Raw genomic sequence first — 26,106 nt, 5'->3', positions numbered from 1 at the left:
CAACCATGGCAGCAGAAGCCCCCTTCCCACGCAGTAGGCCGGCCGGCGTCCCGACCACCCCGAAAGCGGTCGCGGAACACAGTGGCCTCGAATGCCTCCTGGCGTTCATCCTGCTCTTCGGCGTCGTCACGATCGTACGGTGGGCCGCCGGGCCGTCCCCGATCTCCCGCGCGGTGCCCCAGATCCACCTGCAACTGCTCATCATCGGTGTCTGCGTAGGACTGCTCCTCGCATTGCTGATCCTCAGTCCGCCAGGTCGGACAAGCGGGGGGCACATCAACCCGGCGATCTCCCTCGCCATGTGGCGCTACGGGGTCTTCCCGGGTGTGTCTGTGATCCCCTACATCATGGGGCAGCTGATCGGATCGGTATTGGGAGTGTTCGCAGCCAATGTGGTGTGGGGTTCGGCAGCCGCGGACCCACCAGTAACCCACGCGGCCTTGCAGCCCGGCTCCGACTGGACCAGCGGTGAGCTCTTCGCAGCCGAGACGGTCAGCATGGCGGTCATCGTGTTCGTCGTCGGATACTTCCTGCAGACTCGCCGCCTGGCACACCTGGTCCCCTGGCTCGTCGGCGTTCTAATCGGCGCAGCGATCATCCTGCTCGGCACCACCACGGGCGGATGCGCCAACCCGGCACGCCAGTTCGGACCGGCGGTGGTCTCCGGAACCCTCGACTTCCTGTGGGTCTACCTGCTCGCTCCCATGGTGGGGGCGGTGATCGCGCCAATCGTCCTGGACCGGGTACAAAGGCACCGAACCCTGCTCACCCACCGGCTGTGCGGAACCCACGCGGACGGCAGTCGGCTTCGGGGATGACCACCGATCCGGACACCTCACTCGCAGGATCTCCTCAGCACACCAGTGACCGGAACCGGGCTCTTGGGGCGCCAAGGGCACGGATGTCGCCGGCTCGGATGTCGGCACGGTTGCTCCGTCGTTGACGACCCGATCCGCCAGGAGCTCAGCTCGGATGAGTTCGAGCAGGCGACCCACCCAGTTCCGGCCTTCCCGCGGACCGCGATCGGTCCAGAGCGGCGACTCCGAGACCCCCGTGTAGCTGACTCTGGCGTCGCCCGTGGAAACCAGCACCTGAGCGAGATCGGGGTGCTGGGCGAACTTCGCACGTAACAGCGCGGCCATGACGGCGGTGCGGACGAGGGCCCACTCGGGCCGCAGCGGGACGCGACCACCAGCCTCATGAGCCTCGCGAACCGTGGCTGCATCACCGATGCGGTCGTGGTCGGAGCGATTGGCCGCCGCCAAGGCCCAATAGCCGTGCAGCACCGTCGGATACCGATGGCCCCGGCAGAATCTCGGCCCGGCGGGGAGCGCGTAGCCGGCCGCGCAGACCTCGCGCAGGACGGGGCCGCCTGTCCGAGCGGCACGGGAATCAGAATCGCGCCCTAGGTGGGCACGGCCTCACCTCCTGGGATGCGGTGACCCTCGTGGCGGTCAAGCTGCGATGCAAAGGAAGAACGCCGACGTCGGACTCGCGCCCGTCCGATGACCTTCCCTGCCCTCTAGCGGTGCGTCTGAACGGTGCACTGGCCGACCATGACGAGTCTCGACGGCAGCTCCTGTACCGCAACAACTCGGGCCCGCTCAGGGGCGGCGGCGCCTCCCAAGGGCATCCCTCCACGGCCAAGGGCCGCACAGGTGGGGAGATCCGTCGAGCCGGTGTGGGGTCACTCCCGAGCAGGAGGTGGCCGTTTTCAAGGCTCTGGCCGGAGTTCCGTGAATCCCCAGGTCAGAGGGGTGAGCGAGGGATCGTTTCGGCAGAGTATGTCCCGGCATGGTGAGCAAGACGGTCGAGGCTGTGCTGTTTCCCGGAATTGATGTGCGAGTGGAGCACGTCAGCGACTCCGCCGACGTTCTCGTGGTGGAGGTCGTGTCCACCGCACGCCCGGGCCGGTGCCCGGACTGCCGGAAGCAGGCGAGGCGTATACACAGCACCTATCAACGAGCGCTGAATGAAAAGCCGTTAGGGTCCCGCCGGGTCATAGTCCGCCTGCGGGTACACCGGTACTTCTGTGATCGGAAGAGGTGTTCCCGCAAGACGTTCGTCGAGCAGGTGCCGGGCCTGTCCGAGCGGCACCGCCGCTCCAGCATCGGGCTGACAGGCTGGCTGCGGTCGATTGCGGTGGAGTTGGGCGGACGTCCGGCCGCGCGATTGTGCCGCCGCCTGCGGCTGGACGCGGGCCGGACCCGGCTGCTCAAGCTTTTGACGGCGCCGGCGGTGCCGGACCGCGCGCCGCGGGTGCTGGGGGTGGACGAGTTCGCGTTCCGCAAGGGCTGCACCTACGGCACCGTGCTGGTCGACGTGGAGGCCAGCCGGGTCGTGGACGTTCTGCCCGACCGCACCTCGGAGACGTTCGCGGCCTGGCTCACCGAGCATCCCGGAGTGGAGATCATCTGCCGGGACCGGGCCACCGCCTACACCAAGGCGGTCAGGGAGGCTGCCCCGGACGCTCTGGAAGTCGCTGATCGCTGGCACCTGTTGCGGAACCTGTCCGCCGCAGTGGAGAAGACCTGCCATCAGCACCGCGACTGCTTGCGCAAACGTGCCGAGGAGGAGACGGTGACCGAGGTGGCGGAGCCGCCCCCGATGCTGTTCCCGCCCGTGGAACTGCCCCGCACCCAGATCATCGAACGCACCCGTCACCGCTACGAGGACATCCACCGCCTGCTGGAGAAGCGCTGGACGATCAGCGCGATCGCTCGCCGTCTGAACCTTGACCGCAAGACCGTGCGCCGTTTCCGCGACACGAATCTCGATGAGCTGCTGGCCTCCGCCCGCGAGCGCCGCCCGGGCGGCGTCCTGGAGCCGTTCAAGGCCTACGTCAACACCCGCTTCACCGAAGCGCAGGGCCAGGTCAGCGGCACAGTCCTGTTCCTGGAGATCCAGGCTCGCGGTTACCGCGGCAGCCGCCAGGTAGTCCGCAAACACCTCGCTGCCCTTCGCGCGGGCACCGCCGAACCAATCCGGGCCGATACCCCCAGCCCCCGCAAGATCACCTCCTGGATCAGGCGGCCCCGGGAGACCCTCACCGAAAGCCAGGACGAGCGACTCCTTCAAGTCCGACTCGCCTGCCCCGACATCGCCCGAACCTGCAATCTTGCTCGGGCGTTCGCGGACCTGGTCCGTCACCAGCGCGGATCCTTGTTGCTGGCGTGGATCCGGCAGGCCGAGCAGGACGCACCGAAGCCCATGAAGGGCTTCGCCGGCTTCCTCCGCCAGGACCTCGACGCCGTGACCGCCGGACTGACCCTGCCCTGGAGCTCTGGCGTCGTTGAGGGACACGTAAACCGGGTGAAAACCCTCAAGCGAGCCATGTATGGGCGGGCCTCGTTCGAACTCCTCCGGACCCGGATCCTCACCCAGCCATGATTGAGTACGATGACCACCCCTGGAGGGCCTCTACGCTTCTCACGTGCGCTATCTGACAGAGTCCTTCGCCCTTGGCGCCCTGAGGCGGGGCCGACCGATCGAGCAGTTCCTCGGCCCTGCTGGCTCACCCGAGCGTCCCGGCATCCGTTACATCGAGGTCAGGCCGGCCAAGACCCACTACGAGATCTACCTGCACACCCTGGAAGACGTCGGTCACGAGACCTTCGGTGACGTGGTCGAGTTCCCTCCTCTTAACACCGATGATGATGAAGAGGAGTTCGGCCGACTTGTCGCAACTCGCGACGACCCGCTCGGCGCACTCGCAGCCGCCGAAGACGTCACCGGAGCGGGACGGGGAAGGTGGGTCAACGCCGGCCTGGTCCAGGCCGAGTACTTCGACTACGTGATGGCCGGACGGCCAGCAAACAACTCACCAGATGGACACCCCTGGCCCGTGGCACCGCCCAAAGGTTGACGCTCCACGGGATCACGGAACTGCGGACAGAGCCGTTTTCAAAGAGCGCCATCACCGTCGCGGCCGCAGCACGGCCAGGCGATCCCAGGCCCCCCCCCGCCGCGGCACGCAGGCGACGGGGCCCGCTCTCCGGCAGCAAGCGGAGTCGCTTCTCCAGGGTGCGTCCCCAGCAAAGTTGGGTGCATCACTGCCGCGCGGTCACTCAGGCGGATCCGATAGCGGACTTTCGCGCTGCTCTGGAAGGCCGGTGATGGTCAGCTGCGGCGTCCTATGCCTGGTCACCCTTCAGCGCCCCTGGCGAGGCACTCGCCGAAGAGGGGGCCGCCAAAGTGAGAAAACCACGTGCGCACATTTCCTGGACTACGCGCAACAGCAGGTCGCTATCGTCCACCTGTCCCCACGGGACGTCCGCGATGTTGGTCACGCCGTCCCCGATCGACGCGACGCGCGGCTTCGGGACGACTGGACGGTCCACGTCCGAGCGGTTCTCACGCACTACCGCAATATCGGCTCTGCGGAACAGGCCTGTGATGCGGCAAACGAGTGGCTGGAGCGGCGGCTCAGTCAGACGGTTCGCACGAGCACCAAGCACCCCGCACGAGAAGGGCTGGCGTGACCCGCAAGCCCCGGACCCTGCAAAGGACATCCGGCCACCCGTCCTACCGCTGCTGCTCGAACGGCAAACCGCTTGCCTCGGTCTCATCGGATACACCCGGCCGGTTCCGCCGGCGCCGGCCCGGCGTACACGCGGATGGACGGGTACGGACATGGGTGGGGCCCGGCCATCCCTGACCGGGCCCCACCCTGGCTACGCCGCCATCCGCGGCGCCGAACGGCTGTCGTGGTGCCTCTACCAGCGGTACCAGCGGCCCTTGCGGCCACCGCTACCGGCGGGCCGTACGAAGAACCCGACCAGCCACACCACGAGAACGATCACCGCGATCCACCACAGCGCCTTCAGCGCGAAGCCCGCACCGAACAGGATCAGTGCCAGAAGAAGTACCAGAAGCAGGGGAACCATCGTTATCAACCTCCTGGACACCGCGTGCCCCTGAGCCAGGCCGGCAAGCACACGAAGATCATGTTTCTTTCACGGGACATTGGACACCCGCGTGCACCCGTGAATGCCCCGATCCCCGCAATGCATGCGGGCCCCATAACGGGAAAACGCGGCACCGTCGCCCGGTCCACTAGGCATGTTTGCCGCACCATCCAGCGGTCAGACGAACCCACAGCAGACGACCTCAACGCCCGGGAAGGTGAGCAGCATGACTGCCAACGAGAAGGCCAAGGCGAAGACCGAGCAGGCCGTCGGCAAGACCAAGGAGACCTCCGGCGAGGCCGTGGGCAACGAGCGGCTGATCGCGAAGGGCCACGCCGAACAGGCCAAGGGCGACGCCCGCGAGGCCAAGGAGAAGCTCAAGGACGTCGGCGAGGACATCGCCCATTCCTGAACCCTCCGTGTTGGGGTCACTCCGCTAGTCGGTGTGGCCCCAACGCACATGTTGATAAAGCTGTGTACATAGGGCACCGAACTGCGGAGAGATCAGCCGACGGACGTGCCGGCAAACGGCCCCGTGATCAGCGGCCCTTTCCCTCGCTGGTGCGGAGCTGCCGCAGCCGGGCGACGAGCAGCTGGATGACCGGGGTCCGGTCCCGGTGTTCGTGTTCGTACCTCAGCACCTTTTCCGCGCCGTCCTGATCCAGCTTGCCCACTCGGCCCTCGACCGAGATCCGCGGCAGGTGCTTGTAGTCGGCTATCGGAAGCTCTTGCGTCACCGGCACCGGCACCGGAGTTATGTCATCAGGCAGATCCACCGAAGTCACTCCTCACTATGTTCTTACTCGGCTTCCCGTCGAATGGGGTACAACACCCCCTAGCGGCCACGTAGGTGCCAATGGCCGGGCGGCCCACCTCTGGCTGAAGAGTGGACAGATGGCGCGAGGGCGGCTACTCCTGATCGCTGGTATGGCAGCCGACGGGGCCCTCTACGTCAGCCGTAAGCGAGCTGCCGCCGGCCACAGCGGCGTTGCTCAGCCGCCCGGGGCGGCTGCTCGGCGCCGTTTGCCCCCGTTCCGGTGACCGCCCGCTTTACTCCGTGTGCACTGAGTCGCGGGCGATCACCGCAGTGCCGGGGTAGCATCCGCAGCAGTGATTGCCGAGTCTGTCGTTGCAGGAGCCCTGGCCATGCCGAAGACGCGTCTCAAATGTCGCAGCCCCCGGTCCGCTGCCATCGTGGTCAAGGTTGGCAAGGTGCCCGCCGACTCGCATCACACGGTGCGTCAGGACGGTGCCGAAGTGATCATCAAATATCGCAGCGCGCTGTGGCCACTTGACGTCGCCGAGTGGGCCGCACTCGAAGGCCACGCCAGCGACAAGGCGGCTGCCCGCGTCATGGCCCGACTCCGGGACTAGGGCCGTTGGCAAAGATCGCCTTGCGTGGGCCGGCGTGCCTCCAGCCGGGCGAGGTCACCTCGGAGACCTGCGGGCCTCCAGGTGCGTCATCGTGCTGGACGCCTCTGGCAGCCCCTTTGCGGTACCGGAGTCCTGCGCCATCCTTCCAGGCGGTCAGGTGCGCACCGGCCACCCGCAGCGAGCGAAAGCCTTCGCCGTGAGGGATCCGGTGGGTCGGGCCTATGGCCTTTGTCTCGCGGGCATCGGGAACGGACGTGCGACTCACCCGGATGGCCTAGGGTTCCGCAGGAGGGCACGTGTTCTCCACGGCTCGTCGACGACTTCGTCCTGGACAGCACACCGGGACAGGGCACCACCGTGACCATCACCAAATGGGCCAGGTGAACATCATCGGCGGGGCGCCGCTGCTGCATTGCGAGGACGTGGCCTGGTTCCGTGACCAGCCCGAAGCCGCCCGCGGAGCCGCCGCCGCCCTGGGCCGGCGCATCGGGCTGGGGGAACAGCGCACCGCGGAACTGGTGCTGGCGGTGGCCGAACTGGCGACCAACATCACCAAGCACGCCGTCGACGGCTCCCTGCTGCTGCGCGTGCTGCGCAACGACGCCGTCGCCGGAGTCGAGGTGCTGGTCGTGGACAGCGGTCCAGGGATGGCGGACGTGCCGGAATCCCAACGGGACGGAACCTCGACGGCCGGCACCCTGGGCATCGGCCTGGGCGCGGTGCAGCGGCTGGCCGACAACTTCGACGTCCATTCCCAACCCGGCCTGGGCACCGTGCAACTGGCCCGCTTCTGGCCCCGCAACCTACGCCCCCCGATGTCCGGTGAACCGGCTGTCGGAGGAATCACCCGGCCGATCAGCGGCGAGCAAGTCTGCGGCGATGCCTGGGCCGCGCGCATCGACCCCAGTTCGGCGATGACTGCCGCTCCGCCTCCAGAAGGTCACACGCAAGCTGCCGCCGAGCGCTCCGCAGCCCTCCCGCGTCCGGGAGAAAAGCGGCGTTCCGTGCCAGTGCGCGCCGCCGTGGCGGGACCGGGTCAGGGGGTTCTGGTGATGTCCTGCGACGGTCTGGGCCACGGCCCGATGGCCGCCCTGGCCTCGCAAGCGGCCGTCCATGCCTTCCGCACCGGGACCGCGCGCACACCCGAGCAGGCAATGGAACAGGTGCACCGGGCCCTGCGCGGAACCCGTGGCGCCGCCGTGGCCGTCGCCCGCCTGGAGCCCGACGGCCGGGTGCTCTTCTGCGGCATCGGCAACATCACCGCCGCCCTGGTCACCACCACGACCCGCGCCAACCTGCTCTCGCACCCCGGCATCGTGGGCCACCAGATGCACCAACTGCGCACGTACGAACAACATTTGCCCTCGCATGGAGCCCTGGTGATGCACTCCGACGGACTCAGCGACCGCTGGACCGCGGCCGACCTGGCCGGGCTGCTCCACCACCCGCCCGCCGTGATCGCCGCCGGACTGCTGCGCCAGGCCGGGACGCGCCGGGACGACGCCAGCGCGGTGATCGCCAAGGCGGCCTGGTGAACGAGCCCAGCCTTCGGCCCCGCAACTCCACTCCCGTGCTGGTCACACCGGTCAGCAGCGAGCGCGACGTGTTCGCGCTGCGCCGCCACGCCAAGACCATCGCCCAGGCCGTCGGCCTGGACAACCGCGACCAGGTGCGCCTGGCCACCGCGCTGAGCGAGCTGGGACGCGACCTGCTGCGGCCTGCGGCCATGACCGCCGCCTTCAGCGTGCAACGGGAACCGGCCGCCCTGCAAGCCCTCCTGCAATGGCGTGACGACCGCGCCCCAAGCGACGAGTCCCTGTCCGCCGTCACCCGCCTGCTGCCGCAGACCCACTACCAACCAGCGTCGTCCGTGGCCCGTTCGCCGGGTGGCCGGATCGAGATCACCTGCCATGTTCCCGGCCCCGCCGGGGACGTGGAGGTGGATCAGCTCCTGGCCGTCTTGAAGCTCGACGTTCCCGCGAGCGCGATCGACGACCTGCAGGCACAGACCCGGGACCTGCTCGCCGCACTGCAGGAAGCCCACGCCCAGCGCGACGAACTCGAGAGGCTCAACGAGGAACTCACCGAGACCAATGCCGGGGTGATGGCCCTCTATGCAGAACTCACGGTCGAGCACAAGGACGTGGTCGAGCGCTACGGACAGGAGCACGAGCTCGCCCTGACCTTGCAGCGCACCTTCCTGCCCGCAACCTTGCCCGAGGCAGCCGGCGTGGAACTCGCCGTGCGCTACCTGCCCGCCGCCGCCACGGCCGAGATCGGCGGCGACTTCTACGAAGCCGTCAACACCCCGCACGGACTGCTCCTCGCGGTCGGCGACGTCGTCGGCCACTCTCTCCAGGCGGCCATGGTCATGGGCGACCTCCGCCACGGTCTGCGCGCCTACGCCACCCAGGGCCACGCCCCCCACGTCCTGCTGCAGCACCTGGACCACCTGCTGGCCGTGCACCAGCCCGGATGGACCGCCACCGTGTGCATCGTGCTGATCGAACCAGGCAACACCCACCTGCACGTCGCCAACGCCGGCCACCTGCCACCCCTGCTCCTGGCACCCGATGGCGAGCCGCGCTACCTGCGCGAACACGGCCCGCTCCTCGGCCTGGGCCTGCCACAGCCCACCGCCTCCAGTCACAGGGTCGAACCGGGCAGCCAGCTGCTCATGATCACCGACGGGCTCATCGAGACCCGCGACAGCAACCTCGACCAGCGCATGCAGCTACTCGGCAACGCGGCCGCAGCGGGGCCCGGGGACCCCGACGTTTTGTGCGACAAACTGGTCGCCACATTCGGGGCGGACCCGGAGGACGACATCATCGTCTTCGCCGCCCGACTTCAACTGCCCTAAATCGCATAGCGCCCCAGACATCCGCAGCGCGTGGCTTGGGCGGCCGTCTCGTTGACGCATCCGGGAGCGAACAGGCGGAGCCTGCGGTGGACACCACCGACCCCTGGAGCTTGATGGCGCATCAGCTTGAGGCGACGTGCCCCCGCACCGTTCGCACGCGGAGTGACCTGCCGACTGGCCGAGAGCAAGGTCGGCTTGTATGACTGCACCAGGACAGCGGCAAGGCCTGTGAAGGTATGGTGCGTAAGACATTACCTGGTCGGACGACCAGGTAAGGGCGATGGCCCTCTGGTGTCTACGGAGATGACTTCCTTGCACGTCAGTGACGTCTACGGCAATGATCCCAGCGCCATATGGGCTGCGCGGCAGACCGCCGCATCGTTCATCGCGCGCATCAGCCAGGGCACCTTGAGAGAGATATCCGCTGACGTGGCCGACACGGTCCAGCTGGTGGTCAGCGAACTGGTGACCAACGCCGTCAAGCACGCCCCGGGACGCTTCGGCATGGAACTCGTGCTGGCTGGACAGGTACTGGAGATCTCCGTGTGGGACACCTCCCCGCTCGTTCCCACAGCGGTGAAACCGGATCCGGCACGAGTCGGCCGGAACGGTATGGAGATCGTGACCGCACTGTGCGGTGGCTTCGAGGTGACGCACACGACTACCGGCAAGCGGATCACTGCACGCGTGGCCCTGTCCGCCGCCTGATGGCCCGTATCCACCAACGCGGCACGACGCCTCGGAGAAATCCGGCAAGAGTGGGTCCCATAGTCGGGTCAGACGGGCGGCAGTCGACGTAGGGCCCGGACTACCGCCACACAGTGCTGCTGTCGAGCGAAGCAAGCACGTCGCGCGGGTCGCGGTGCACGGCGGCGGCGCCTGCTTCCTCGAGCTCAGCGCGGCTGATTCCGCCGGAGAGTAGCGCCACGCAGGGCACCCCCGCCTTTGCGGCGGCCTTGATGTCCCACACCGTGTCGCCCACGAAGACCGCCCGGTCCGGGCCTACGCCTGCTCGATCCAGGGCCTGGGCAACCAGATCGGGCGCCGGTTTACTCGCAGAGACGTCATCTTTGCTGGTGGCGTCCGCGATGACGTCGTCGGCGTCCAGGGCAGCCCGCATCACGGCGAGCTCCTTGCTGTCGGCCGAGGTGGCCAGGACAACCCGAAAGCCCCGGGCTGCTACGGCGCGCAGCAGGTCCGCGGCACCGTCCAAAGGGGCAAGCGCGGGGCCGTAGGCGCCGTAGAGGGCCTTGTGGGCGTTACTGATCGCGTCGTCCTCGTTGCGGTCGCGGTCCTCGCCCAACAGGCGCTCCAAGAGGTGGTCGGAGCCCATGCCGATACAGCGGTGAATGTCCGCCATCGGCACGGTGTGTCCGGCCTGACGGAACGCCTCCCACCACGAGACCGCGTGGAAGTAATTGGTGTCGACGAGAGTGCCGTCCATGTCGAACAGTGCGGCGCGCTCGACTTCGTCCCTCGTGATGGGCGCACTTTTCGCCCGGCTACCGGAGTGACTCATACCAAGCCGCTACCCGTCTCCTCTGCGGATAGACGCACCGTCGGCTTCGCGGTAAACCGGTCAGCCACCGCCTGAACCCGGATCGCCGAAACGCGGGTGGGCGGCAAATGGGCCGCACTCGCCCACGCGCGGGGGGAGTGCCTCTATGTCTTCCCCGACCGCACCGCCGTGATCCGCCTGGTCGGGGCCGTCCTGGCCGAACAGAACGACGAATGGACCGAGGCCCGCCGCCCTGGGCCAAGACCTCCTCGCCAAAGCCCACCGCCACCCGAACGAGTCAGAAACCCACGACGCCATCGCCCCGACCGAACTCGCCGCATAACCTCAAAACGAGATCACCGAGTGGCCATCGATACACCACTCCAGCGGACGTGACCGTGGTTCACCGGCACTGGGGGGCGGGCCGGCATGTGCGGAGTTTGAATGAGCCATCCGCGCTGCGATCAGGGCTCGCCCTGGTTCGCTTCGCCGGTGACCTCAGGGTTGCGCATAGCGACCGGTCGTCGGGGCAGACGCGCAGTCAGGAGGTCGATGACATGGTTCCTTTGGTGCTTGTTCTGCTTTTGGCCCTGATTCTCTTCGGCGCCGGGTTCGCCCTGAAGGCGCTGTGGTGGATCGCGGTCATCGTCTTGGTGGTGTGGCTGCTCGGGTTCGTCTTCCGGGCGGCCGAGGGCGGCGGACGTCGCCGCTGGTACCGATGGTGACCTGATACCGCTCAGTCCAGGGGTGGGGCTCGTGCAGCCGGCGGGCCGCGAACCTCACCCCTTTGCGCTGCCCTGCCGCGTTGTGGGTAGACGCACCGGTAGCGGCTCGTCGGCATCGCGTTCCGGAACCAGCGCGTCCCTCCCCGGCGAGCCGCCTCCGCTTCGGACCGCGATGAGCCTGCGCAATCCGCAGGAGGCGCCGCGGTCGTCCGGATCCACCGGCGTGATGGGCACGCCCTGGGGCCGGTGTCCAGGCTGGGACGAACAGGATGGCATCCGATCGGTAGCGACCTGTATGCCGGTCGAGACCACTACGACGGACGGGTGCTGGGGCATCCGTCGCTGTGCGGGTACACGCACCGGACAGGGACATCGGGCACTCGGGAGGGCGGCATGGGTTCCGACGGCAAGGGCACTTCCCCGCGGGCTTCCGGGCGCGGGCGCGACGAGACCCACGACGAGCGCGCCGACCGTCAGTGGGGCGAACTCATCCAGGAGGTGCGCGTCGCGCAGACCGGCGTGCAAATCCTCTTCGGCTTCCTGCTGACGGTCGTCTTCACCCCGCACTACCCGCAACTCGGCGACACCGAGCAGGTCATCTACATCGTGACGGTCGTCCTCGGCGCATCGGCCACCGGGGCACTGATCGGCCCTGTGTCCTTCCACCGCCTGGTGTCGGGACAACGGATCAAGCCCCAGGCGGTGCGCTGGGCCTCCCGGCTCACCTTCGTGGGGCTCGTCCTCCTGCTGGCCACCATGACCTCAGCGCTGCTGCTGGTCCTGCGGGTGGCCACCCACGACGCGTACGTGCCCTACCTGGTGGCAGCGGTCCTCGCCTGGTACCTGCTGTGCTGGTTCGTGCTTCCCGTCTGGGCACGGATCCGGTTCTCCGAGGACTGACTCGTTGAAGTCCGCCGGTGGTGGGGCCACCCATTCGGCGTATCTCCGGCGGGTGCACCTCTGCCGATGGTCCGAAAGTGCATTCACCGCCCTGAGGAGCCCGCGCCGCACGGTCTCCCGCGGCCTCGCGGCACGTCCCCGAAAGACGAGGCGCAGCCCGCTGCGCGGGAGGCCTGCGCGGGCCCCCGGCCCCTGCTGCTGCAGGTGCTCGACGAGCTGTGTGCACGTGGCCTGCTGAAACTGCCGGAACAGGACCGCGCTGAGCGGGACGGGCAGCGGTGAGGGGGACGCGTCCTTTGACGTAGCCCCGCGAGGGCGCTCGGTTGGCGGCAATGACATGCGGCGGTGGGGACGTGGCCGTCCACGTCGCTCGCCAGGCCGTCGTAGAGTCCCTCCCAGGTCCTCGCCCGCGTGCCCGGGCCAGCAGGTTTCCGGCTGACGGGTCACCCGGAGGTGCAGCTTTGGCGGCATCGGCCCTGCCGGCTCACCCATACCGAAGCCAGTTCTCCGACCCCCCTTGACCTCAATCGGAGCCGTTGCAGGCCCGGGACGCACAAGCAGCGCCGGCGGCGACCACAGCGGCGGCACGGGGACATGTGCCAGCCCGTCCGCACGCGGGCGGCGAGCAGGCTTCGGGCATGCCGTTGGCTAGCTGAATGCCTGGGTGCGCAGTCGAGTCAGGATTCTGGTCACCGGGAGACGTGCATCTGGGTCACACCGAGTTCGGCGCCAATCTGTGTTTTGCGGGTGCCGCGCGTGGTGAGGGCATCCTCAATGAGCATGGCGTCGGCGGGGTCGTCCTCCACCAGCAGCACCTCGTACGGACGAGCGGGGGCGATCATCATCGCGAACTCCGAGACTTGGGCGACGCCGAATGGGACGAGGTGTTCAGGCCAGGCCATAGGCGCCGGGCGCCCTGCCGCGTCATGTTGGACGCCCCTGCCGATCTGCGGATAGCCGACACCCGCGTCAGCCGCCTCGTGGGCAGCTGTCTCTTCCAGGCGCTCGACGGCTTGCCGCAGGTGGACAAGCATGTGCAGGTACGCGAGGGCTTCGGCCTGCCCCTGTGTAAGCGACGCCAACATCGGAAGACAACATCGGTTGTCGTCGAAGGGTCGAATTCCAGCGTCACCGGCCCCCTCGTTCGGCCACTGAGCGGCGCCCACCGCCCCTGCTTCGCGCGTCGAGCACCCCGTCCTCACTCGGCGCACCTCCATTGGAGTGGACGACCGTCCTGCAGGGCCGCGCCATCACCGCCGTGGGGTCCTTTGTCGGCTTCAGTGAAGAACGCGCCCGGCACCAGGGTCGATGTCGGTGTGCACCGCAGGGTCCCGCCAGGCCGTCACAATCCAGGCGGGGCCCTCCGCCCTCAACCGCTTCCCGAAGCTGGGACGGTACGCGCAGCCGGCGGCGGTGAGCACGGCTTCCGCTCGCCGCCGCCGGTCGACACCCGTGCACCAGAATTCGAACTAGAATCGAACAATGTGTGGTGAGGAAAGCCTGCCGGTCGCCGACGGCCCGCTCGTCCGGCTCACCCTGCCGGACGCGCAGACTCTGTTCGCCGTCGTACGAAGCCGCCGACAGGAATCGGACCGGACCTGGGCCTATCAACTGGAGATCAGCCTCCCCTCCTTGGCAGACGTGCGCGGGGTGACGGTGGCGCTGCCGGAACCGGTGACGTTCTGGGTGCCGGCTTCCTCCTGTACCCCTATCGACGGACAGGATTACGGCGAGGTGCCGACCGAACGCGCCGCCCGTACTCCGGCGTGGGTCATCGAACGCCGCCCTGCCCCGCTCTCCGCCGCCGAGTACGTCGTCCATCGCGGCGATTGCTCCTCCGGCACCGGCCAACGCCTCCCCGTCGACGGCGATGACGCCCGCACCACACTCCAGCAGGAGGACGCTGCCGCCTGCGCCGTCTGCCGCCCCGACCGTGTCCTGCTGTCGGGACCCTGACGACGACCTGCACGGATCGGGTCGCTCAGAACGACTCTCGGTATCGGCCGGCGGGACGTGTCGCGGTGGCGTTGCAGGGCCGCCCGGACCTCGGCCGGCAGGGACGGCGGCTGGCGTGCCGGTTGAGGGCAGGTGTAAGACGTCCGCGCAGGGGAACCCGTGGGCCGTGTGGCCGCTTCGCGGCTCCATCGCACGGGCGAAGGGACTGTTCCATGGGCGTGCGTACGTGGATCCAGGACTGGCCGGTGTACCGGCAGCTCACCGGTGAGGATCCCCTCGGCCGGGGGGCTGCCGCCGCGTCCCGCGGCCGCCGTGACCAGCGGCCCCGCACGGAGACGGCGGACAAGGTCGTCAAGTCCGTCTGCCCGTACTGCGCGGTGGGCTGCGCGCAGAACGTGTACGTGAAGGACGACCGGATCGTGCAGATCGAGGGCGACCCGGACTCCCCGGTTAGCCGGGGCCGCCTCTGCCCCAAGGGCGCGTCGACCCTGCAACTCACGACCGGCGACGCCAGACGCCACGAGGTCTTGTACCGACGGCCGCACGCCGCCGACTGGGAGCGGCTGGATCTCGACACCGCGATGGACATGGTCGTGGACCGGGTGATCCAGACCCGTCGTGAGACGTGGCAGTGGGAGCACGAGGGCATCCGGGTGAACCGGACCATGGGGATCGCCAGCCTCGGCGGCGCGACGCTGGACAACGAGGAGAACTACCTGATCAAGAAGCTCCTCACCGGGCTGGGCATCGTGCAGGTCGAGAACCAGGCCCGGGTGTGCCACAGCTCGACCGTCGCGGGCCTGGGCACGTCCTTCGGGCGCGGCGGCGCCACGACCTTCCTGCAGGATCTGCAGAACTCCGACTGCATCGTCATCGAGGGCTCCAACTTCGCCGAGGCGCATCCGGTCGGCTTCCAGTGGGTGATGGAGGCCAAGGCCCGCGGTGCGAAAGTCATCCACGTCGACCCCCGGTTCACCCGCACCAGCGCGCTGGCCGATCTGCACGTCCCCATCCGGGCCGGGTCCGACATCGCCTTCCTCGGCGGAATCATCAACCACGTCCTGCAGAACGAGGCCGACTTCCGCGAGTACGTCCTGGCGTACACCAACGCCGCCACCCTCGTCCGGGAGGACTTCCAGGACACCGAGGACCTCGACGGCGTGTTCTCCGGCCTGAACGAGGAGACCGGCCACTACGACGTGGAGAGCTGGCAGTACGACGGCGGCGACGTGCAGGGAGTCGCGGGCGAGCGGGACGAGCTCTACGACGAGCGCACCAACGGCGGAGCGTCGATCGCTTCCTCCGGGCACGCCGAATCCCACGGCTCCGGGGGAGCACCCGTCTCCGGTGAAACACGGCAGGACCCCACGCTCAAGCACCCCCGCTGCGTGTACCAGGTCCTCAAACGGCACTACGCCCGCTACACCCCGGAGATGGTCGAGGACGTCTGCGGCATTCCCCACGACACGTTCCTGAAGGTCTGCCAGGCACTGATCGACAACTCCGGCCGCGACCGCACGAGTGAATTCGTCTACGCGGTGGGCTGGACCCAGCACACCGTCGGCGCCCAGTACATCCGCACCGCGTGCATCCTGCAGCTGCTGCTGGGCAACATAGGACGCCCCGGAGGCGGCATCCAGGCGCTGCGCGGCCACGCCAGCATCCAAGGGTCCAGCGACATCCCCACCCTGTTCAATCTGCTGCCCGGCTATCTGCCCATGCCGCACGCCCACGCCCACGAGGACCTGGACGCATTCGTCGAGGCGACCAAGGCCGACAAGGGCTTCTGGGGCAACATGCGGTCCTACATGGTCAGCCTGCTCAAGGCCTACTACGGCGAAGCGGCCACCGAGGACAAGGACTTCTGCTTCGACCACCTACCGCGCATCACCGGCTCGCACAGCACCTACGACACGGTCCAGGCCCAGCTCGACGGCACGTGCAAGGGCTACTTCCTGATGGGCGAGAACCCCGCGGTCGGCTCCGCCAACGCCAAGATGCAGCGGCTGGGAATGGCCGAACTGGACTGGCTGGTGGTCCGGGACTTCTCGCTCATCGAGTCGGCGACCTGGTGGAAGGACGGCCCCGAGATCGAGACCGGCGAGCTGCGGACCGAGGACATCGCCACCGAGGTGTTCTTCTTCCCCGCCGCCGCGCACGTCGAGAAGGCCGGCTCCTTCACCAACACCAACCGCATGCTGCAGTGGCACTTCGCCGCCAAGGAACCCGACGGCGAGGCCCGCAGCGACCTGTGGTTCATGTACCACCTGGGCAGGCGCATCAAGGAGCGCCTGGCCGAATCCGCCGACCCGATGGACCAGCCGGTACGAGACCTGGCCTGGGACTATCCCACCACGGGCCCACTCGCCGAGCCCGACGCGGAGTCGGTGCTCGCGGAGATCAACGGCCACGACGCCTCCGGCGAACCGCTGAGCGCCTACACCCAGCTCAAGGACGACGGCTCGACCTCCTGCGGCTGCTGGATCTACTGCGGCGTGTACGCCGACGGGGTCAACCAGGCCGCCCGCCGCAAGCCCCACACCGAGCAGGACTGGATGGCCCTGGAATGGGCGTGGGCCTGGCCCGCCAACCGCCGCATCCTGTACAACCGCTGCTCCGCCGACCCGGACGGCAAGCCGTGGAGCGACCGCAAGGCGCTGATCTGGTGGAACGCCGAGGAGCGGAAATGGACCGGGCACGACGTGCCGGACTTCGTCCCCGACCGGCCGCCGTCCTACCGGCCGCCGGAGGACGCCACCGGTCCCGACGCGCTCAGCGGCGTCGACCCGTTCATCATGCAGGCCGACGGCAAGGGCTGGCTGTACGCGCCCGCCGGCCTGGTGGACGGCCCCCTGCCCACCCACTACGAGCCGCAGGACTCACCGGTCAGCAATCCCCTCTACAGCAAGCAGCAGCGCAGCCCCGTCCGCCAGATCTCCTCCCGCGAGGGCAACCGCTTCCACCCCAGCGGCCACGAACGCGGCGCGGACGTCTTCCCGTACGTCGTGACGACATACCGGCTGACCGAGCACTTCACCGCGGGCGGCATGACCCGCTGGTCGCCGTACCTGGCCGAACTGCAGCCGGAGATGTTCTGCGAGGTCTCGCCGGAACTCGCGCGCGAGCGCGGCCTTGAGCACACCGGCTGGGCCACGCTGGTCACGGCCCGCGGCGCCATCGAGGCGCGCGTGCTGGTCACGGAGCGGATGACCCCCCTGCGCGTCGGCGGGCGCACCCTCCACCAGATCGGGCTGCCATACCACTGGGGGCCCAACGGGTACACCACCGGTGACGCGGCCAACGAACTGTCCGCCATCGCCCTCGACCCCAACGTGCACATCCAGGAGGTCAAGGCGCTGACCGCGGACATCCGGCCCGGTCGCCGCCCACGAGGCCCGGCCTTGCTCGACCTGATCACCGAATACAAGCAGCGAGCCGGCATCACCGAGCACACCGGAACGGAGGTCACCGGATGACAATCATCGGCCGCAATCTGCTGGCGGGCGCCGAGCCGGACCCCGCCCGGGACGCCGGCTACGGCGCCGACCACCCCGAACGGGTGGGCTTCTTCACCGACACCTCGGTCTGCATCGGCTGCAAGGCGTGCGAAGTGGCCTGCAAGGAATGGAACGCCATCCCGGAGGACGGCCTCGAACTCACCGGCATGTCCTACGACAACACCCAGGGCCTCAGCGCCGACACCTGGCGGCACGTCGCCTTCATCGAGCAGAGCAAACCGCTCGGCCACGCGCAGTCCGGCGTCGACCACACCGGCGTTGATGTCTTCGCGCTCGCGGCCCAGGGCTCCGGCACGCCGCCCCAAGAAGCAGCCGCCACCCCGACGACCCCCGGCCCGCCCTCGCCCGACGGCCGCACCGAACTGCGCTGGCTGATGTCCTCCGACGTATGCAAGCACTGCACCCACGCGGCCTGCCTCGACGTGTGCCCGACCGGCGCCCTGTTCCGAACCAAGTTCGGCACGGTGGTGGTGCAGGACGACATCTGCAACGGCTGCGGCTACTGCGTACCCGCCTGCCCCTACGGCGTCATCGACCAGCGCAAGGACGACGGCCGGGTCTTCAAGTGCACGATGTGCTACGACCGGCTGGGCGCCGGCCAAGAGCCGGCCTGCGCCAAAGCCTGCCCGACGGACTCCATCCAGTTCGGCCCCCTGGACGAACTGAGGGAACGGGCAGCAGCCCGGGTCGAGCAACTGCACGCCACCGGAGTCACCGACGCCCGGCTGTACGGCGAGAACCCCAACGACGGAGTCGGCGGCAACGGCGCCTTCTTCCTGCTCCTCGACCAGCCCGAGGTCTACGGTCTCCCGCCGGCCCCGGTCGTCACCACCCGTGACCTCCCCTCGATGTGGCGCCACGCGGCGGTCGCCGCGGGCACCGTCCTCGGAGGGCTGGCCGCCGTTTTCGCCGCATGCGACGCAACGCGAAAGGACCGTCGATGAGCAGCTCCGACGTCGGCAAGGGCGGTCTCCACGGCGAGCGACCGGGGCGCGAGGCGCGGGTCGGCCAGACCGTGGGAGGAGATCCCGAGAAGAGCACTGCGCCGGCACCGGCAGCTGGTGCGCCCCGGCGGCGCGGCAAACGGCGTGGACGCCGGGGCGAGCAACTCATGGTCCCCGATGCCGAGTTCGGCTCCTACTACGGCAGGCCCGTCATCAAAGCGCCCACCTGGGCGCCGCTGGACATCGCGGGCTACTTCTTCCTCGGCGGGCTGGCAGGTGCAGGATCCGCCCTGGCGGCAGGAGCCGAACTGACCGGACGCCCGGGCATGGCACGCGCCCTGAAGGTCTCTTCGATCGCGGCCATCAGCGGCTCAGGTGTGGCGCTCGTTCACGACCTCGGCCGGCCCGAGCGGTTCTACAACATGCTGCGGGTCTTCCGGCCCACCTCACCGATGAGCGTCGGCTCGTGGCTGCTGTCGGCATATGCCCCCGCCGCCGGCGCGGCCGCCGCCCTGGACCTGACCCGCCGGATGCCCCGGATCGGACGCGCCGCCACCGCCGGAGCCGCACTGCTCGGACCGGCCGTCGCCGCATACACCGCCGTGCTCGCCACCAACACCGCCGTGCCCGCATGGCACGACGGATACCGCGAGATGCCCTACGTCTTCACCGGCTCGGCGACGATCGCCGCAGCGGGCATGGCTCTGATCACCGCGCCCGTGGTGGAGAACGGCCCCGCCGTCGGCGCCGCCGTGCTCGGCACCGCACTGGAGACCACCGCCGTAAAGGCCATGGAACACCGCCTCGGCATGATCGCCGAGCCCTACCGCAGCGGCCGCGGCGGACGGTTCATGCGCGCCGCCCAGGCCCTATCCCTCGCCGGCGCAACCGGCGCCACCCTCTTCGCACGCCGCAGCCGAACGGCCGCCGTCCTCAGCGGCGCAGCCCTGCTGGCCGCATCCGCCTGCACACGATTCGGCGTCTTCTACGCCGGGACAGCCTCCGCCAACGACCCGAAGTACACCGTCGCCCCGCAACGGGAGCATGAGAACGCGGGAACGAGGTGATCCTCTTCGTCGAAGTCGGGAACACCGACGGTCCCCAGTGAAGAGATGAACCAACTCATATTCACGGGTCGGCGTCCTCATGGACAATGCCGCTGCTTCGGATCTTGCGTCTCCGACGCCCACGCCGCCGGCCCGACTGATCGAACGCCCCCACTCATCCCGCCCCGTCGTCGCCCGCAGGAGGACGACATCGGGTCCTCAGGCGCATAACCAGCAGGGGAATGCGGCTGCGCAGCCTCAACCTCCTCCGCACGGCTTCGAGGGCACCTATGCTGTGTGCGTGACGGGGCATGCCACATCAGGGGCGGCTAGGACCGAGTCCTTCTCAGACTGGTTCGACCGAAGGGCAGCCGCATCGATCTTCGGCGGCAGGACCGTGCTGTACAAAGCGGTTCGTGCGGACTTGGCCAACTTTGACCGCCTGCCCTACGGCGACCCACAAGACCAGGGTCGCCAGCGGGCAGCAGTTCTGTACGCCTCCCTCCGATTACGCGGTAGGGAAGAGATCAAGCTCGCCCGCATTCGGTACAACCTGATGATCCTTCTGAGCTGGATCAGCATTGGCGGTCTCATAGGCGCTACGCGTGGGGCGATCGAGGACTACCGTGCCATGCCTCCCCCTCCGGACCCGACACTGCAGTCCTCCGGCCCTGTTGGCGCGCTGGCATGCGGGATCCTTGCCGCCGCCCTATGTGCCAAGGTGTTTCATGCCGTCCTCAGGCGACACCCGCGCATCACCGCCTTGCCCTCACGTGCCTGGGCCGTGCAATGCGCCCTTCCGGCCCTGGCGGAGGTATCCGTCTCGCCAGTCACGGTTCACGTCAGAGAGCACACCACGGCGTGGCACTTCTGGAACGGCTGGTACGGGGTCTGGGTAGTTCTGTTGGCGTACCGCGTACTGACGGTTGCTTTCGGACTGAACATGCCCTGGCATATAGCTGCTCGATGCCGCCCCACCGACCGCCTGTTGTTGGAAACAACGGCCCTGGCAGCAGAACTCTGCACAGAAAGCCGCCGCCGACGCAGGCCGGGAACGATCTACCTACTCTGCCGCCGACTTGACCGCTTGGCCGTACTAGCCGAACACGACTTGACATTGCCGCTCCGAGGTCCCCGCACAGTACGACGAGAGCTTCGGCAACCCGCTCTTCGGGCCGCGGCGGTCTACCGCCGGCACCGACTGCCCATTGTCACGGCAGCGACTCCGCAAGACGTAGAGCGCATCGTGGCTTCGCTGATGGCGGCAACCGAAGCCCTCGCAAGGGGCGATTACGTGGCTCTGCTGGCCAACGCCCCCGAACATGTCATGGAACGGAACATCGTCCGTCGCGTCGTCACACGCGCTGGACCTGCAGCGGCACTCATTACGGCCGGTGCCCTCCTGCCGCTAATCCCCTCCATCGACGCCCAACCCGGCATCGCCAGCAGCCTGCGATGGAGCTTGATCGTCACCGGTGCCCTCACCTTCGTTGCCGGCAAGGACACCGCCAGTCGCATCGGATCGCCTCTGGACAAGGCCCTCCCCTGGCAATGACGGAGCGGGGTGGAGGGGTTTCACACTCCCCCTCTTGTTGTCCCGCACCTGGGCCGACTACGGCCGCGGGTCCACCGCCGAGTAGTCGGCTGCTGAAACTCACCAGGCGCCTGGGCGCAGCAGCGGAAGCCTTCGATTCAAAGATGGCGGCGCCGCACCTCCACCGTGCGCTCGATCCCGTTCCGCAGCACTCTGGGGTATGGGCACGGCGTTGGGATCCGCCATCACAGGCAACGGATCCGCCGACAGCGCTGACCCCCACCACCCCTACGTGGCGGTGGGGGTCACCCATGCGCGAGGACTTGGCGGGTTCCGGACCGTGTCCTCGGGCTCGCACCCCCAGCCTGCCCCCCCTTGCACGCAGGCGCGCGCGAAGCACGCCCAATGGGTGATGGCGTCCGGCGCGGCACCGTCATGGAGGATGAGAGGCGCGCCAGACCGCTTCTGGGGGCGACCCCGCTGCGCGGGCACTGGCCTGCCGGGTGCGCGAGCGGGGTCGCACATCCAGGATGCGCCTCCAACCGGGCGGGGGCATGCTTGCCAGGTGCAATGCCGCGTGATCGCGTGCCCGCCTTCGGACACCGGGGGCCGCGGCGTCCGCATCGACGGCACGATTCTCGGCATCGCCCACAGCCCGATCGACCTTGCTTGAATTCCTGCAGCGGGGCCTTCACCCGGACGACATCGACCTCACCGACGCCGACCTCTTCGACTGGCGCGGTGGCGGACCGAGGGTTTGGGTGTGACCCCTGCCGCGGCACACGCGGCGGGGGCCCCCTCACCACCTGAGCGACCCCATCCGCTTGGGCAGGTTCTCGGCGAACGCGAACGAAGCCGCAATTCCAGAGTGCGCTTCCCCCCACCGATGGGCATCCTGTGCAGATGCTTGCTGCTGAGCCGCCCCTCGTCATCGTCTATCCGCCCATCGACCACCATCGCCGGGTCGCGGTCCGTGGCTGCTACGCCGGATCCGCCCGTCGAATGGCGGAGCTCCTGGACGTCTTGCGGCGCGCCGGGCTAAATCCCGATCGGTTCAGCCTGACCGACCCAGAGGTAGTTGAGTGGCGCGGCGGCGGCCCCGAAGTGTGGCCGTAGCGGCGCGGCCCCATCCGAGGTGGAGCTGGACAGAGCCGCACAATACATCTACCTCGCTCCAGCGCCAGTTACTCCCAAAGCCCCGCAAGCCGGTGCGGACCACGTCGTACCAGTCGTCACGGCAGGGCTGACCGGTACACCAGCTTGGGGGCCAGGGTCAGGAGCGGCCGCGGCCGCTGACGAAGTCGCGGACTCGGTCCACCAGGCCCGCACCGGGGGCGAGCAGCTTGTTGCCCGGCGGGGTGTCGGGGGCGCTGGGGTGAGGACGAGTGGGGGCCATCTTCTTGGCGGTGCGGATCTTGTCGCCGAGGTCGTCAAGCTGCTTTCCAGAGCACGCCTGGGCGAGCATCGGGAACAGGCGGTTTTCCTCGTCCCTGACGTGCTCGCTGACCTCGGAGGTCAGGTGCTGGATCAGCTCGTCGAACTGCGGGTCGTCGCTGTCGCGCCCTTCGAGATCCTTGAGGGTCCGTTCGATCCCGGCGTGGTCCTCGAGTTCCTGGTCCGCCAGTGCATCGCCGCCGGGCACGTGTTCCCGCACCGCAGGGTAGAGGTACATCTCCTCCGCCACCGCGTGACGGACCAGTTCCGTGGTCACCTCGTCGGCCAGACGCCTGCGCTCCTTGTCACCTTTGGGCAGCGCACTGATCTTGCCGAGGAGGCTGTCTACCTCGCGATGATCGGCGACCAGTTCCTCAATGACGTTCCCGCCGTGTCCCATGCAGCTCACCGTCTCCCGGTTCAGGCTGTCCCCGAGCTTCAGCCCAGATCCGTTCCCGAAATACGCAACCGGCTAACGCCACCATCCGGGTCCACGGACCTGGCTGAATGACCTTCCCCTACTGCCGGCCGGCGCTCCTCCCGACTCTCGCTGTGCCCGTCACAGGGCGAGGTCGGCGCTGGCACCGTCCGCACACACGGGTCCTGATGTATGCGGTGCCCTGGGCCGCTGCGCGCTCTCGGCTCCCGGCCGCAGTGTCCTTCACTGCTCCAAGGAGCCAGACGGTGCCTTTCGGAAACTGCTCCCGGCACCGTCTCTGGCCATCACGCAATGGCGGCCGTGAGCTGGGCGAGAGTCTTAAGGACCGGTTGCATCCAGGCGGGCACGCCCTCCGTCCCCGCGTATTCGCAAAGTTGCCAGTCGATCAGACATGACCGTCACCTGCATCAGCGAGACGAGCCGGCGGCTACTCCGTGCGGGTGGATTTGGTCTCCGCGTGCGACCGCTGGAATCACCGCCCAGACTGGGGAGGGCGGAGCGATGAGCGCGGCCACTGGCTGCTGCTCCATTCGGATCCTCCATCTGCGAGGTGCGGGCCCCTTGCACAGGGTCACTCGCCAGCCGGAGCGTCTGCTCGGCAGCGCCTTGAAGGGAAAACACTGATGGCTGATGTACCTAAGGTCGCCCTAGCCGCCGCGGTTCTCGGCGGGTACGTCCTGGGCCGGACGAAAAAGGGACGGGTCGCGTTCGGGATGGCCACCTACCTGGCCGGCCGTCGGTTCGGGCTGCAACCACAGCAACTGCTGACCGAGGGCGCCAAGAGGATTCGCGAGCTCCCCCAGTTCGCCGACCTCAACGAGCAGCTCCGCGGTGAGGCCCTCGACGCAGGACGCAAGGCGCTGAGGGCGGTCGCCGACCGCAAACTCGCTGATTTCGCCGACTCTTTGCACCAGCGCACCGAGCGTATAGGCAGCAAGGGCAAGGATCAGCCGCAAGACGACGACGAAGAGTTGGGGGACGAGTACGAGGAAGAGGAGGAGCCTGAGGACGAAGAACCCGAAGAAGAGGGGGACGAGGAAGCTGAGGACGAGTACGAAGAGAACGAGGAAGAAGAACCGAAGGAGGAAGACGAAGAGCCGGAAAAGCCCGCGCCCCGGCGTCGCCCCGCAGCCCGGCGGCCGGATGAGGACGACGACCGCGGTACCCGACGCGGTCACGGTCGTGAGCGGCATCCCGAGAGGGCCGCCACCAGCAAGACACCTGCTAAGAAGTCGGCTCCTGCGAAGAAGGCGGTGGCCAAAAAGTCAGCGCCCGCGAAGAAGACCACCGCAGCGAGGAAGTCGTCAGCTCAGCCGGAGAAGGGTGCCGCGAAGAAGACCGCGGCGAAGAAGGCATCCCCGGGACGCCGGAGGTAGACCCATGGCCGACACGGCACGTGACACCGGAAACGGGCAGGGTTCGGGACTGGACCAAGTACGTGGCGCCCTCAAGGATTTCATTGGAGCACAGGCAGAGAACCTGGCAGGCAAGGCCGGCGACAAACTGGGTGACATCACCAGCGGACTCACGGGTGTGGCGGAGAACGGCGGCGTGCTCCCCAAGGCAGGCCTGCGGATGCTTCAAGGTGACTCACCGGTCAAGGCTTTGGTCGGCGAGAAGGCGAAGAGCGTCAAGGACAGTGTGGTCGGCAAGGTCAAGGAGACGTTTGGTGGCGGGGGCGGTGGCAAAGGCCGCAGGTCCGGCACCACGAAGGTGATGAACATCATCGAAGTGCTTGACGTCGGCATACCCATACGCGACGCCTACGACCACTGGACCCAGTACGAAAAGTTCAGCAGCTTCACCAAGGGCGTCCGCAGCGTCTCCAAGGGAAAGGACGCCGACAGCGACTGGAAAGTGAAGGTCGGTCCCTCCACTCGCGGCTGGAAGGCCACGGTCCAGGAACAGATCCCGGACGAACGCATCGCGTGGAGCTCGGAGGGAGCCAAGGGCACCACGCGCGGTTGCGTCAGCTTCCATGAACTGACGCCCACCCTGACGCGCATCGTGCTGGTCGTCGAGTATTACCCCTCCGGATTCTTCGAGAAGACCGGCAACATCTGGCGCGTTCAGGGGCGGCGCCTACGGCTGGACTTCAAGCATTTCCAACGCTACGTAACGTTGACCGACGAGGAACCAGAAGGGTGGCGCGGGGAAATCCGTGAGGGTGAGGTGGTCCGCAGCCACGAAGAGGCCATTGAGGAAGAAGAGCAGGCAGCCGACGACCAGGACGAGGAAGTCGAGGAAGACGCCGAAGAGGAAGAGGCTGAGGACGAATTCCCCGAGGACGAATACGAGGAAGACGAAGGTGAGGATGAGGACGGAGAAGAAGAGGAAGAAGAGGAGGACGAAGGGCAGTACCGGTGATCACTGCTCCGCGTCACGCCCAGTTCCAAGCCGTGTTCGGCGACAGTCCACAGTCAGCGTCCCGAGGAAGTGATCGGTCATGAGGGCGATCGTGTGGCACGGCAAGCACGACGTTCGGGTCGAGACCGTGCCCGACCCCCGGATCGAAGAGCCCACCGACGCGGTGGTGCGCATGACGTCCACCGGCTTGTGCGGGTGATCTACATCTCTACGAGGTCCTGGCCCCGTTGATGACGCCCGGCGACATCCTCGGTCACGAACCGATGGGCATCGTCGAGGAGACCGGGTCGGAGGTAGGCAACCTCTCTCCCGGCGACCGTGTGGTGGTGCCGTTCCAGATTGCGTGCGGAACCTGCTACATGTGCCGCGAAGGACTGCCGACGCAGTGCGAGACGACTCAAGTCACCGAGTACGGCAGCGGAGCGGAGCTGTTCGGCTACACCAAGCTGTACGGGCGTGTCCCCGGCGTCCAGGCCGTGCCCAGAGCATGCGCTGGCCGTCCCCGGCAAGTTCACAACAGGGGCTGTGAAGAGTAACTGTGACGCCCCGTGCCCCGGGTCAGCGGCACGCGGCGCCGCCGTCGAATGATCGCGGTGAACGG

At 68.1% G+C, this 26,106-nt stretch carries 22 protein-coding genes and 3 pseudogenes; 19 read left to right on the top strand and 6 right to left on the bottom strand.

Annotation, left to right across the window (positions count from 1 at the left end; translation table 11 throughout):
- Positions 1-5: 5 nt before the first annotated feature.
- A complete protein-coding gene (locus ACFYXS_RS35710) occupies positions 6-818 on the top strand; it encodes an MIP/aquaporin family protein (protein ID WP_389255952.1) in 813 nt (270 codons plus the stop codon).
- 153 nt (positions 819-971) lie between these two features.
- On the opposite strand, the pseudogene ACFYXS_RS35705 reads toward ACFYXS_RS35710, so the two are convergent.
- A pseudogene (locus ACFYXS_RS35705) lies at positions 972-1,361 on the bottom strand (NADAR family protein); the annotation flags it as partial.
- A gap of 433 nt (positions 1,362-1,794) precedes the next feature.
- On the opposite strand from ACFYXS_RS35705, the gene ACFYXS_RS35700 reads away from it, so the two are divergent.
- Together ACFYXS_RS35700 and ACFYXS_RS35695 are read left to right on the top strand one after the other, a co-directional pair.
- Positions 1,795-3,390, top strand: a complete 1,596-nt coding sequence (locus ACFYXS_RS35700; RefSeq protein ID WP_389255951.1) for an ISL3 family transposase — start codon at positions 1,795-1,797, stop codon at positions 3,388-3,390.
- 43 nt (positions 3,391-3,433) lie between these two features.
- Positions 3,434-3,865 (top strand): hypothetical protein, encoded by a 432-nt coding sequence (locus ACFYXS_RS35695; RefSeq protein ID WP_389255950.1) that lies wholly within the window; start codon positions 3,434-3,436, stop codon positions 3,863-3,865.
- A gap of 850 nt (positions 3,866-4,715) precedes the next feature.
- Here the strand turns inward: ACFYXS_RS35695 and ACFYXS_RS35690 are convergent.
- Complete coding sequence (locus ACFYXS_RS35690) at positions 4,716-4,886, bottom strand: DUF5670 family protein (protein ID WP_384273308.1); 171 nt, start codon at positions 4,884-4,886, stop codon at positions 4,716-4,718.
- A gap of 247 nt (positions 4,887-5,133) precedes the next feature.
- On the opposite strand from ACFYXS_RS35690, the gene ACFYXS_RS35685 reads away from it, so the two are divergent.
- Positions 5,134-5,319 (top strand): CsbD family protein, encoded by a 186-nt coding sequence (locus ACFYXS_RS35685; protein ID WP_389255949.1) that lies wholly within the window; start codon positions 5,134-5,136, stop codon positions 5,317-5,319.
- A gap of 127 nt (positions 5,320-5,446) precedes the next feature.
- Here ACFYXS_RS35685 and ACFYXS_RS35680 read toward each other — a convergent pair whose 3' ends face one another.
- On the bottom strand, positions 5,447-5,683 hold the full coding sequence (locus ACFYXS_RS35680) for a hypothetical protein (protein WP_389255948.1): 237 nt from the start codon (positions 5,681-5,683) through the stop codon (positions 5,447-5,449).
- Positions 5,684-6,053: 370 nt separating this feature from the next.
- Here ACFYXS_RS35680 and ACFYXS_RS35675 point away from each other — a divergent pair, with 370 nt between their 5' ends.
- The 4 genes from ACFYXS_RS35675 (at position 6,054) to ACFYXS_RS35660 (ending at position 9,852) form a co-directional block, all read left to right on the top strand.
- The gene (locus ACFYXS_RS35675; protein ID WP_389255947.1) at positions 6,054-6,281 is read left to right on the top strand and encodes a hypothetical protein; all 228 of its coding nucleotides are present in this window, start codon (positions 6,054-6,056) and stop codon (positions 6,279-6,281) included.
- A gap of 371 nt (positions 6,282-6,652) precedes the next feature.
- The gene (locus ACFYXS_RS35670; RefSeq protein WP_389255946.1) at positions 6,653-7,816 is read left to right on the top strand and encodes an ATP-binding SpoIIE family protein phosphatase; all 1,164 of its coding nucleotides are present in this window, start codon (positions 6,653-6,655) and stop codon (positions 7,814-7,816) included.
- Entirely contained in the window at positions 7,813-9,144 is a 1,332-nt protein-coding gene (locus tag ACFYXS_RS35665; protein ID WP_389255945.1) for a SpoIIE family protein phosphatase, read from the top strand. Before ACFYXS_RS35670 ends, ACFYXS_RS35665 begins: the two co-directional genes overlap by 4 nt.
- Before the next feature lie 312 nt (positions 9,145-9,456).
- A complete protein-coding gene (locus ACFYXS_RS35660) occupies positions 9,457-9,852 on the top strand; it encodes an ATP-binding protein (RefSeq protein ID WP_389255944.1) in 396 nt (131 codons plus the stop codon).
- A 100-nt stretch (positions 9,853-9,952) separates the two neighbouring features.
- Here ACFYXS_RS35660 and ACFYXS_RS35655 read toward each other — a convergent pair whose 3' ends face one another.
- Entirely contained in the window at positions 9,953-10,663 is a 711-nt protein-coding gene (locus ACFYXS_RS35655; protein WP_389255942.1) for an HAD family hydrolase, read from the bottom strand.
- A gap of 150 nt (positions 10,664-10,813) precedes the next feature.
- On the opposite strand from ACFYXS_RS35655, the pseudogene ACFYXS_RS35650 reads away from it, so the two are divergent.
- The 3 genes and pseudogenes from ACFYXS_RS35650 to ACFYXS_RS35640 all read left to right on the top strand — a co-directional run.
- A pseudogene (locus ACFYXS_RS35650) lies at positions 10,814-10,985 on the top strand (IS256 family transposase); the annotation flags it as partial.
- A gap of 214 nt (positions 10,986-11,199) precedes the next feature.
- The gene (locus ACFYXS_RS35645; protein WP_389256027.1) at positions 11,200-11,367 is read left to right on the top strand and encodes a DUF5670 family protein; all 168 of its coding nucleotides are present in this window, start codon (positions 11,200-11,202) and stop codon (positions 11,365-11,367) included.
- A gap of 393 nt (positions 11,368-11,760) precedes the next feature.
- Complete coding sequence (locus tag ACFYXS_RS35640; RefSeq protein WP_389255940.1) at positions 11,761-12,267, top strand: DUF6328 family protein; 507 nt, start codon at positions 11,761-11,763, stop codon at positions 12,265-12,267.
- A 689-nt stretch (positions 12,268-12,956) separates the two neighbouring features.
- Here the strand turns inward: ACFYXS_RS35640 and ACFYXS_RS35635 are convergent.
- The gene (locus ACFYXS_RS35635) at positions 12,957-13,433 is read right to left on the bottom strand and encodes a hypothetical protein (RefSeq protein WP_389255938.1); all 477 of its coding nucleotides are present in this window, start codon (positions 13,431-13,433) and stop codon (positions 12,957-12,959) included.
- Positions 13,434-13,749: 316 nt separating this feature from the next.
- Between ACFYXS_RS35635 and ACFYXS_RS35630 the strand changes: the two genes are divergently transcribed.
- The 5 genes from ACFYXS_RS35630 (at position 13,750) to ACFYXS_RS35610 (ending at position 21,286) form a co-directional block, all read left to right on the top strand.
- Complete coding sequence (locus tag ACFYXS_RS35630) at positions 13,750-14,223, top strand: DUF6233 domain-containing protein (protein WP_389255936.1); 474 nt, start codon at positions 13,750-13,752, stop codon at positions 14,221-14,223.
- 212 nt (positions 14,224-14,435) lie between these two features.
- Positions 14,436-17,699 (top strand): formate dehydrogenase, encoded by a 3,264-nt coding sequence (gene fdh, locus ACFYXS_RS35625; RefSeq protein ID WP_389255934.1) that lies wholly within the window; start codon positions 14,436-14,438, stop codon positions 17,697-17,699.
- Entirely contained in the window at positions 17,696-18,685 is a 990-nt protein-coding gene (locus ACFYXS_RS35620) for a 4Fe-4S dicluster domain-containing protein (protein ID WP_389255932.1), read from the top strand. The genes fdh and ACFYXS_RS35620 overlap by 4 nt, the downstream gene beginning before the upstream one ends.
- Positions 18,682-19,752: an NrfD/PsrC family molybdoenzyme membrane anchor subunit gene (gene nrfD, locus ACFYXS_RS35615; RefSeq protein WP_389255930.1), complete on the top strand. Its 1,071-nt coding sequence runs from the start codon at positions 18,682-18,684 to the stop codon at positions 19,750-19,752. The genes ACFYXS_RS35620 and nrfD overlap by 4 nt, the downstream gene beginning before the upstream one ends.
- Before the next feature lie 1,225 nt (positions 19,753-20,977).
- The gene (locus ACFYXS_RS35610) at positions 20,978-21,286 is read left to right on the top strand and encodes a hypothetical protein (RefSeq protein WP_389255928.1); all 309 of its coding nucleotides are present in this window, start codon (positions 20,978-20,980) and stop codon (positions 21,284-21,286) included.
- Between the two features lie 1,252 nt (positions 21,287-22,538).
- Here ACFYXS_RS35610 and ACFYXS_RS35605 read toward each other — a convergent pair.
- Entirely contained in the window at positions 22,539-23,099 is a 561-nt protein-coding gene (locus tag ACFYXS_RS35605; RefSeq protein WP_389255926.1) for a hemerythrin domain-containing protein, read from the bottom strand.
- 662 nt (positions 23,100-23,761) lie between these two features.
- Between ACFYXS_RS35605 and ACFYXS_RS35600 the strand changes: the two genes are divergently transcribed.
- The 3 genes and pseudogenes from ACFYXS_RS35600 to ACFYXS_RS35590 all read left to right on the top strand — a co-directional run.
- A complete protein-coding gene (locus ACFYXS_RS35600; protein WP_389255924.1) occupies positions 23,762-24,514 on the top strand; it encodes a histone protein in 753 nt (250 codons plus the stop codon).
- 4 nt (positions 24,515-24,518) lie between these two features.
- Positions 24,519-25,505, top strand: coding sequence for an SRPBCC family protein (locus ACFYXS_RS35595; protein WP_389255922.1), 987 nt, complete (start codon positions 24,519-24,521; stop codon positions 25,503-25,505).
- 79 nt (positions 25,506-25,584) lie between these two features.
- A pseudogene (locus ACFYXS_RS35590) lies at positions 25,585-26,002 on the top strand (alcohol dehydrogenase catalytic domain-containing protein); the annotation flags it as partial.
- Positions 26,003-26,106 lie beyond the last annotated feature (104 nt).

It is taken from the genome of Streptomyces sp. NPDC002574, from assembly GCF_042889545.1.
Classification (GTDB): Bacteria; Actinomycetota; Actinomycetes; order Streptomycetales; family Streptomycetaceae; genus Actinacidiphila.
The sequence above is the reverse complement of the archived record's forward strand: the minus strand, read 5'-3'. Positions and strand labels throughout refer to the sequence as shown.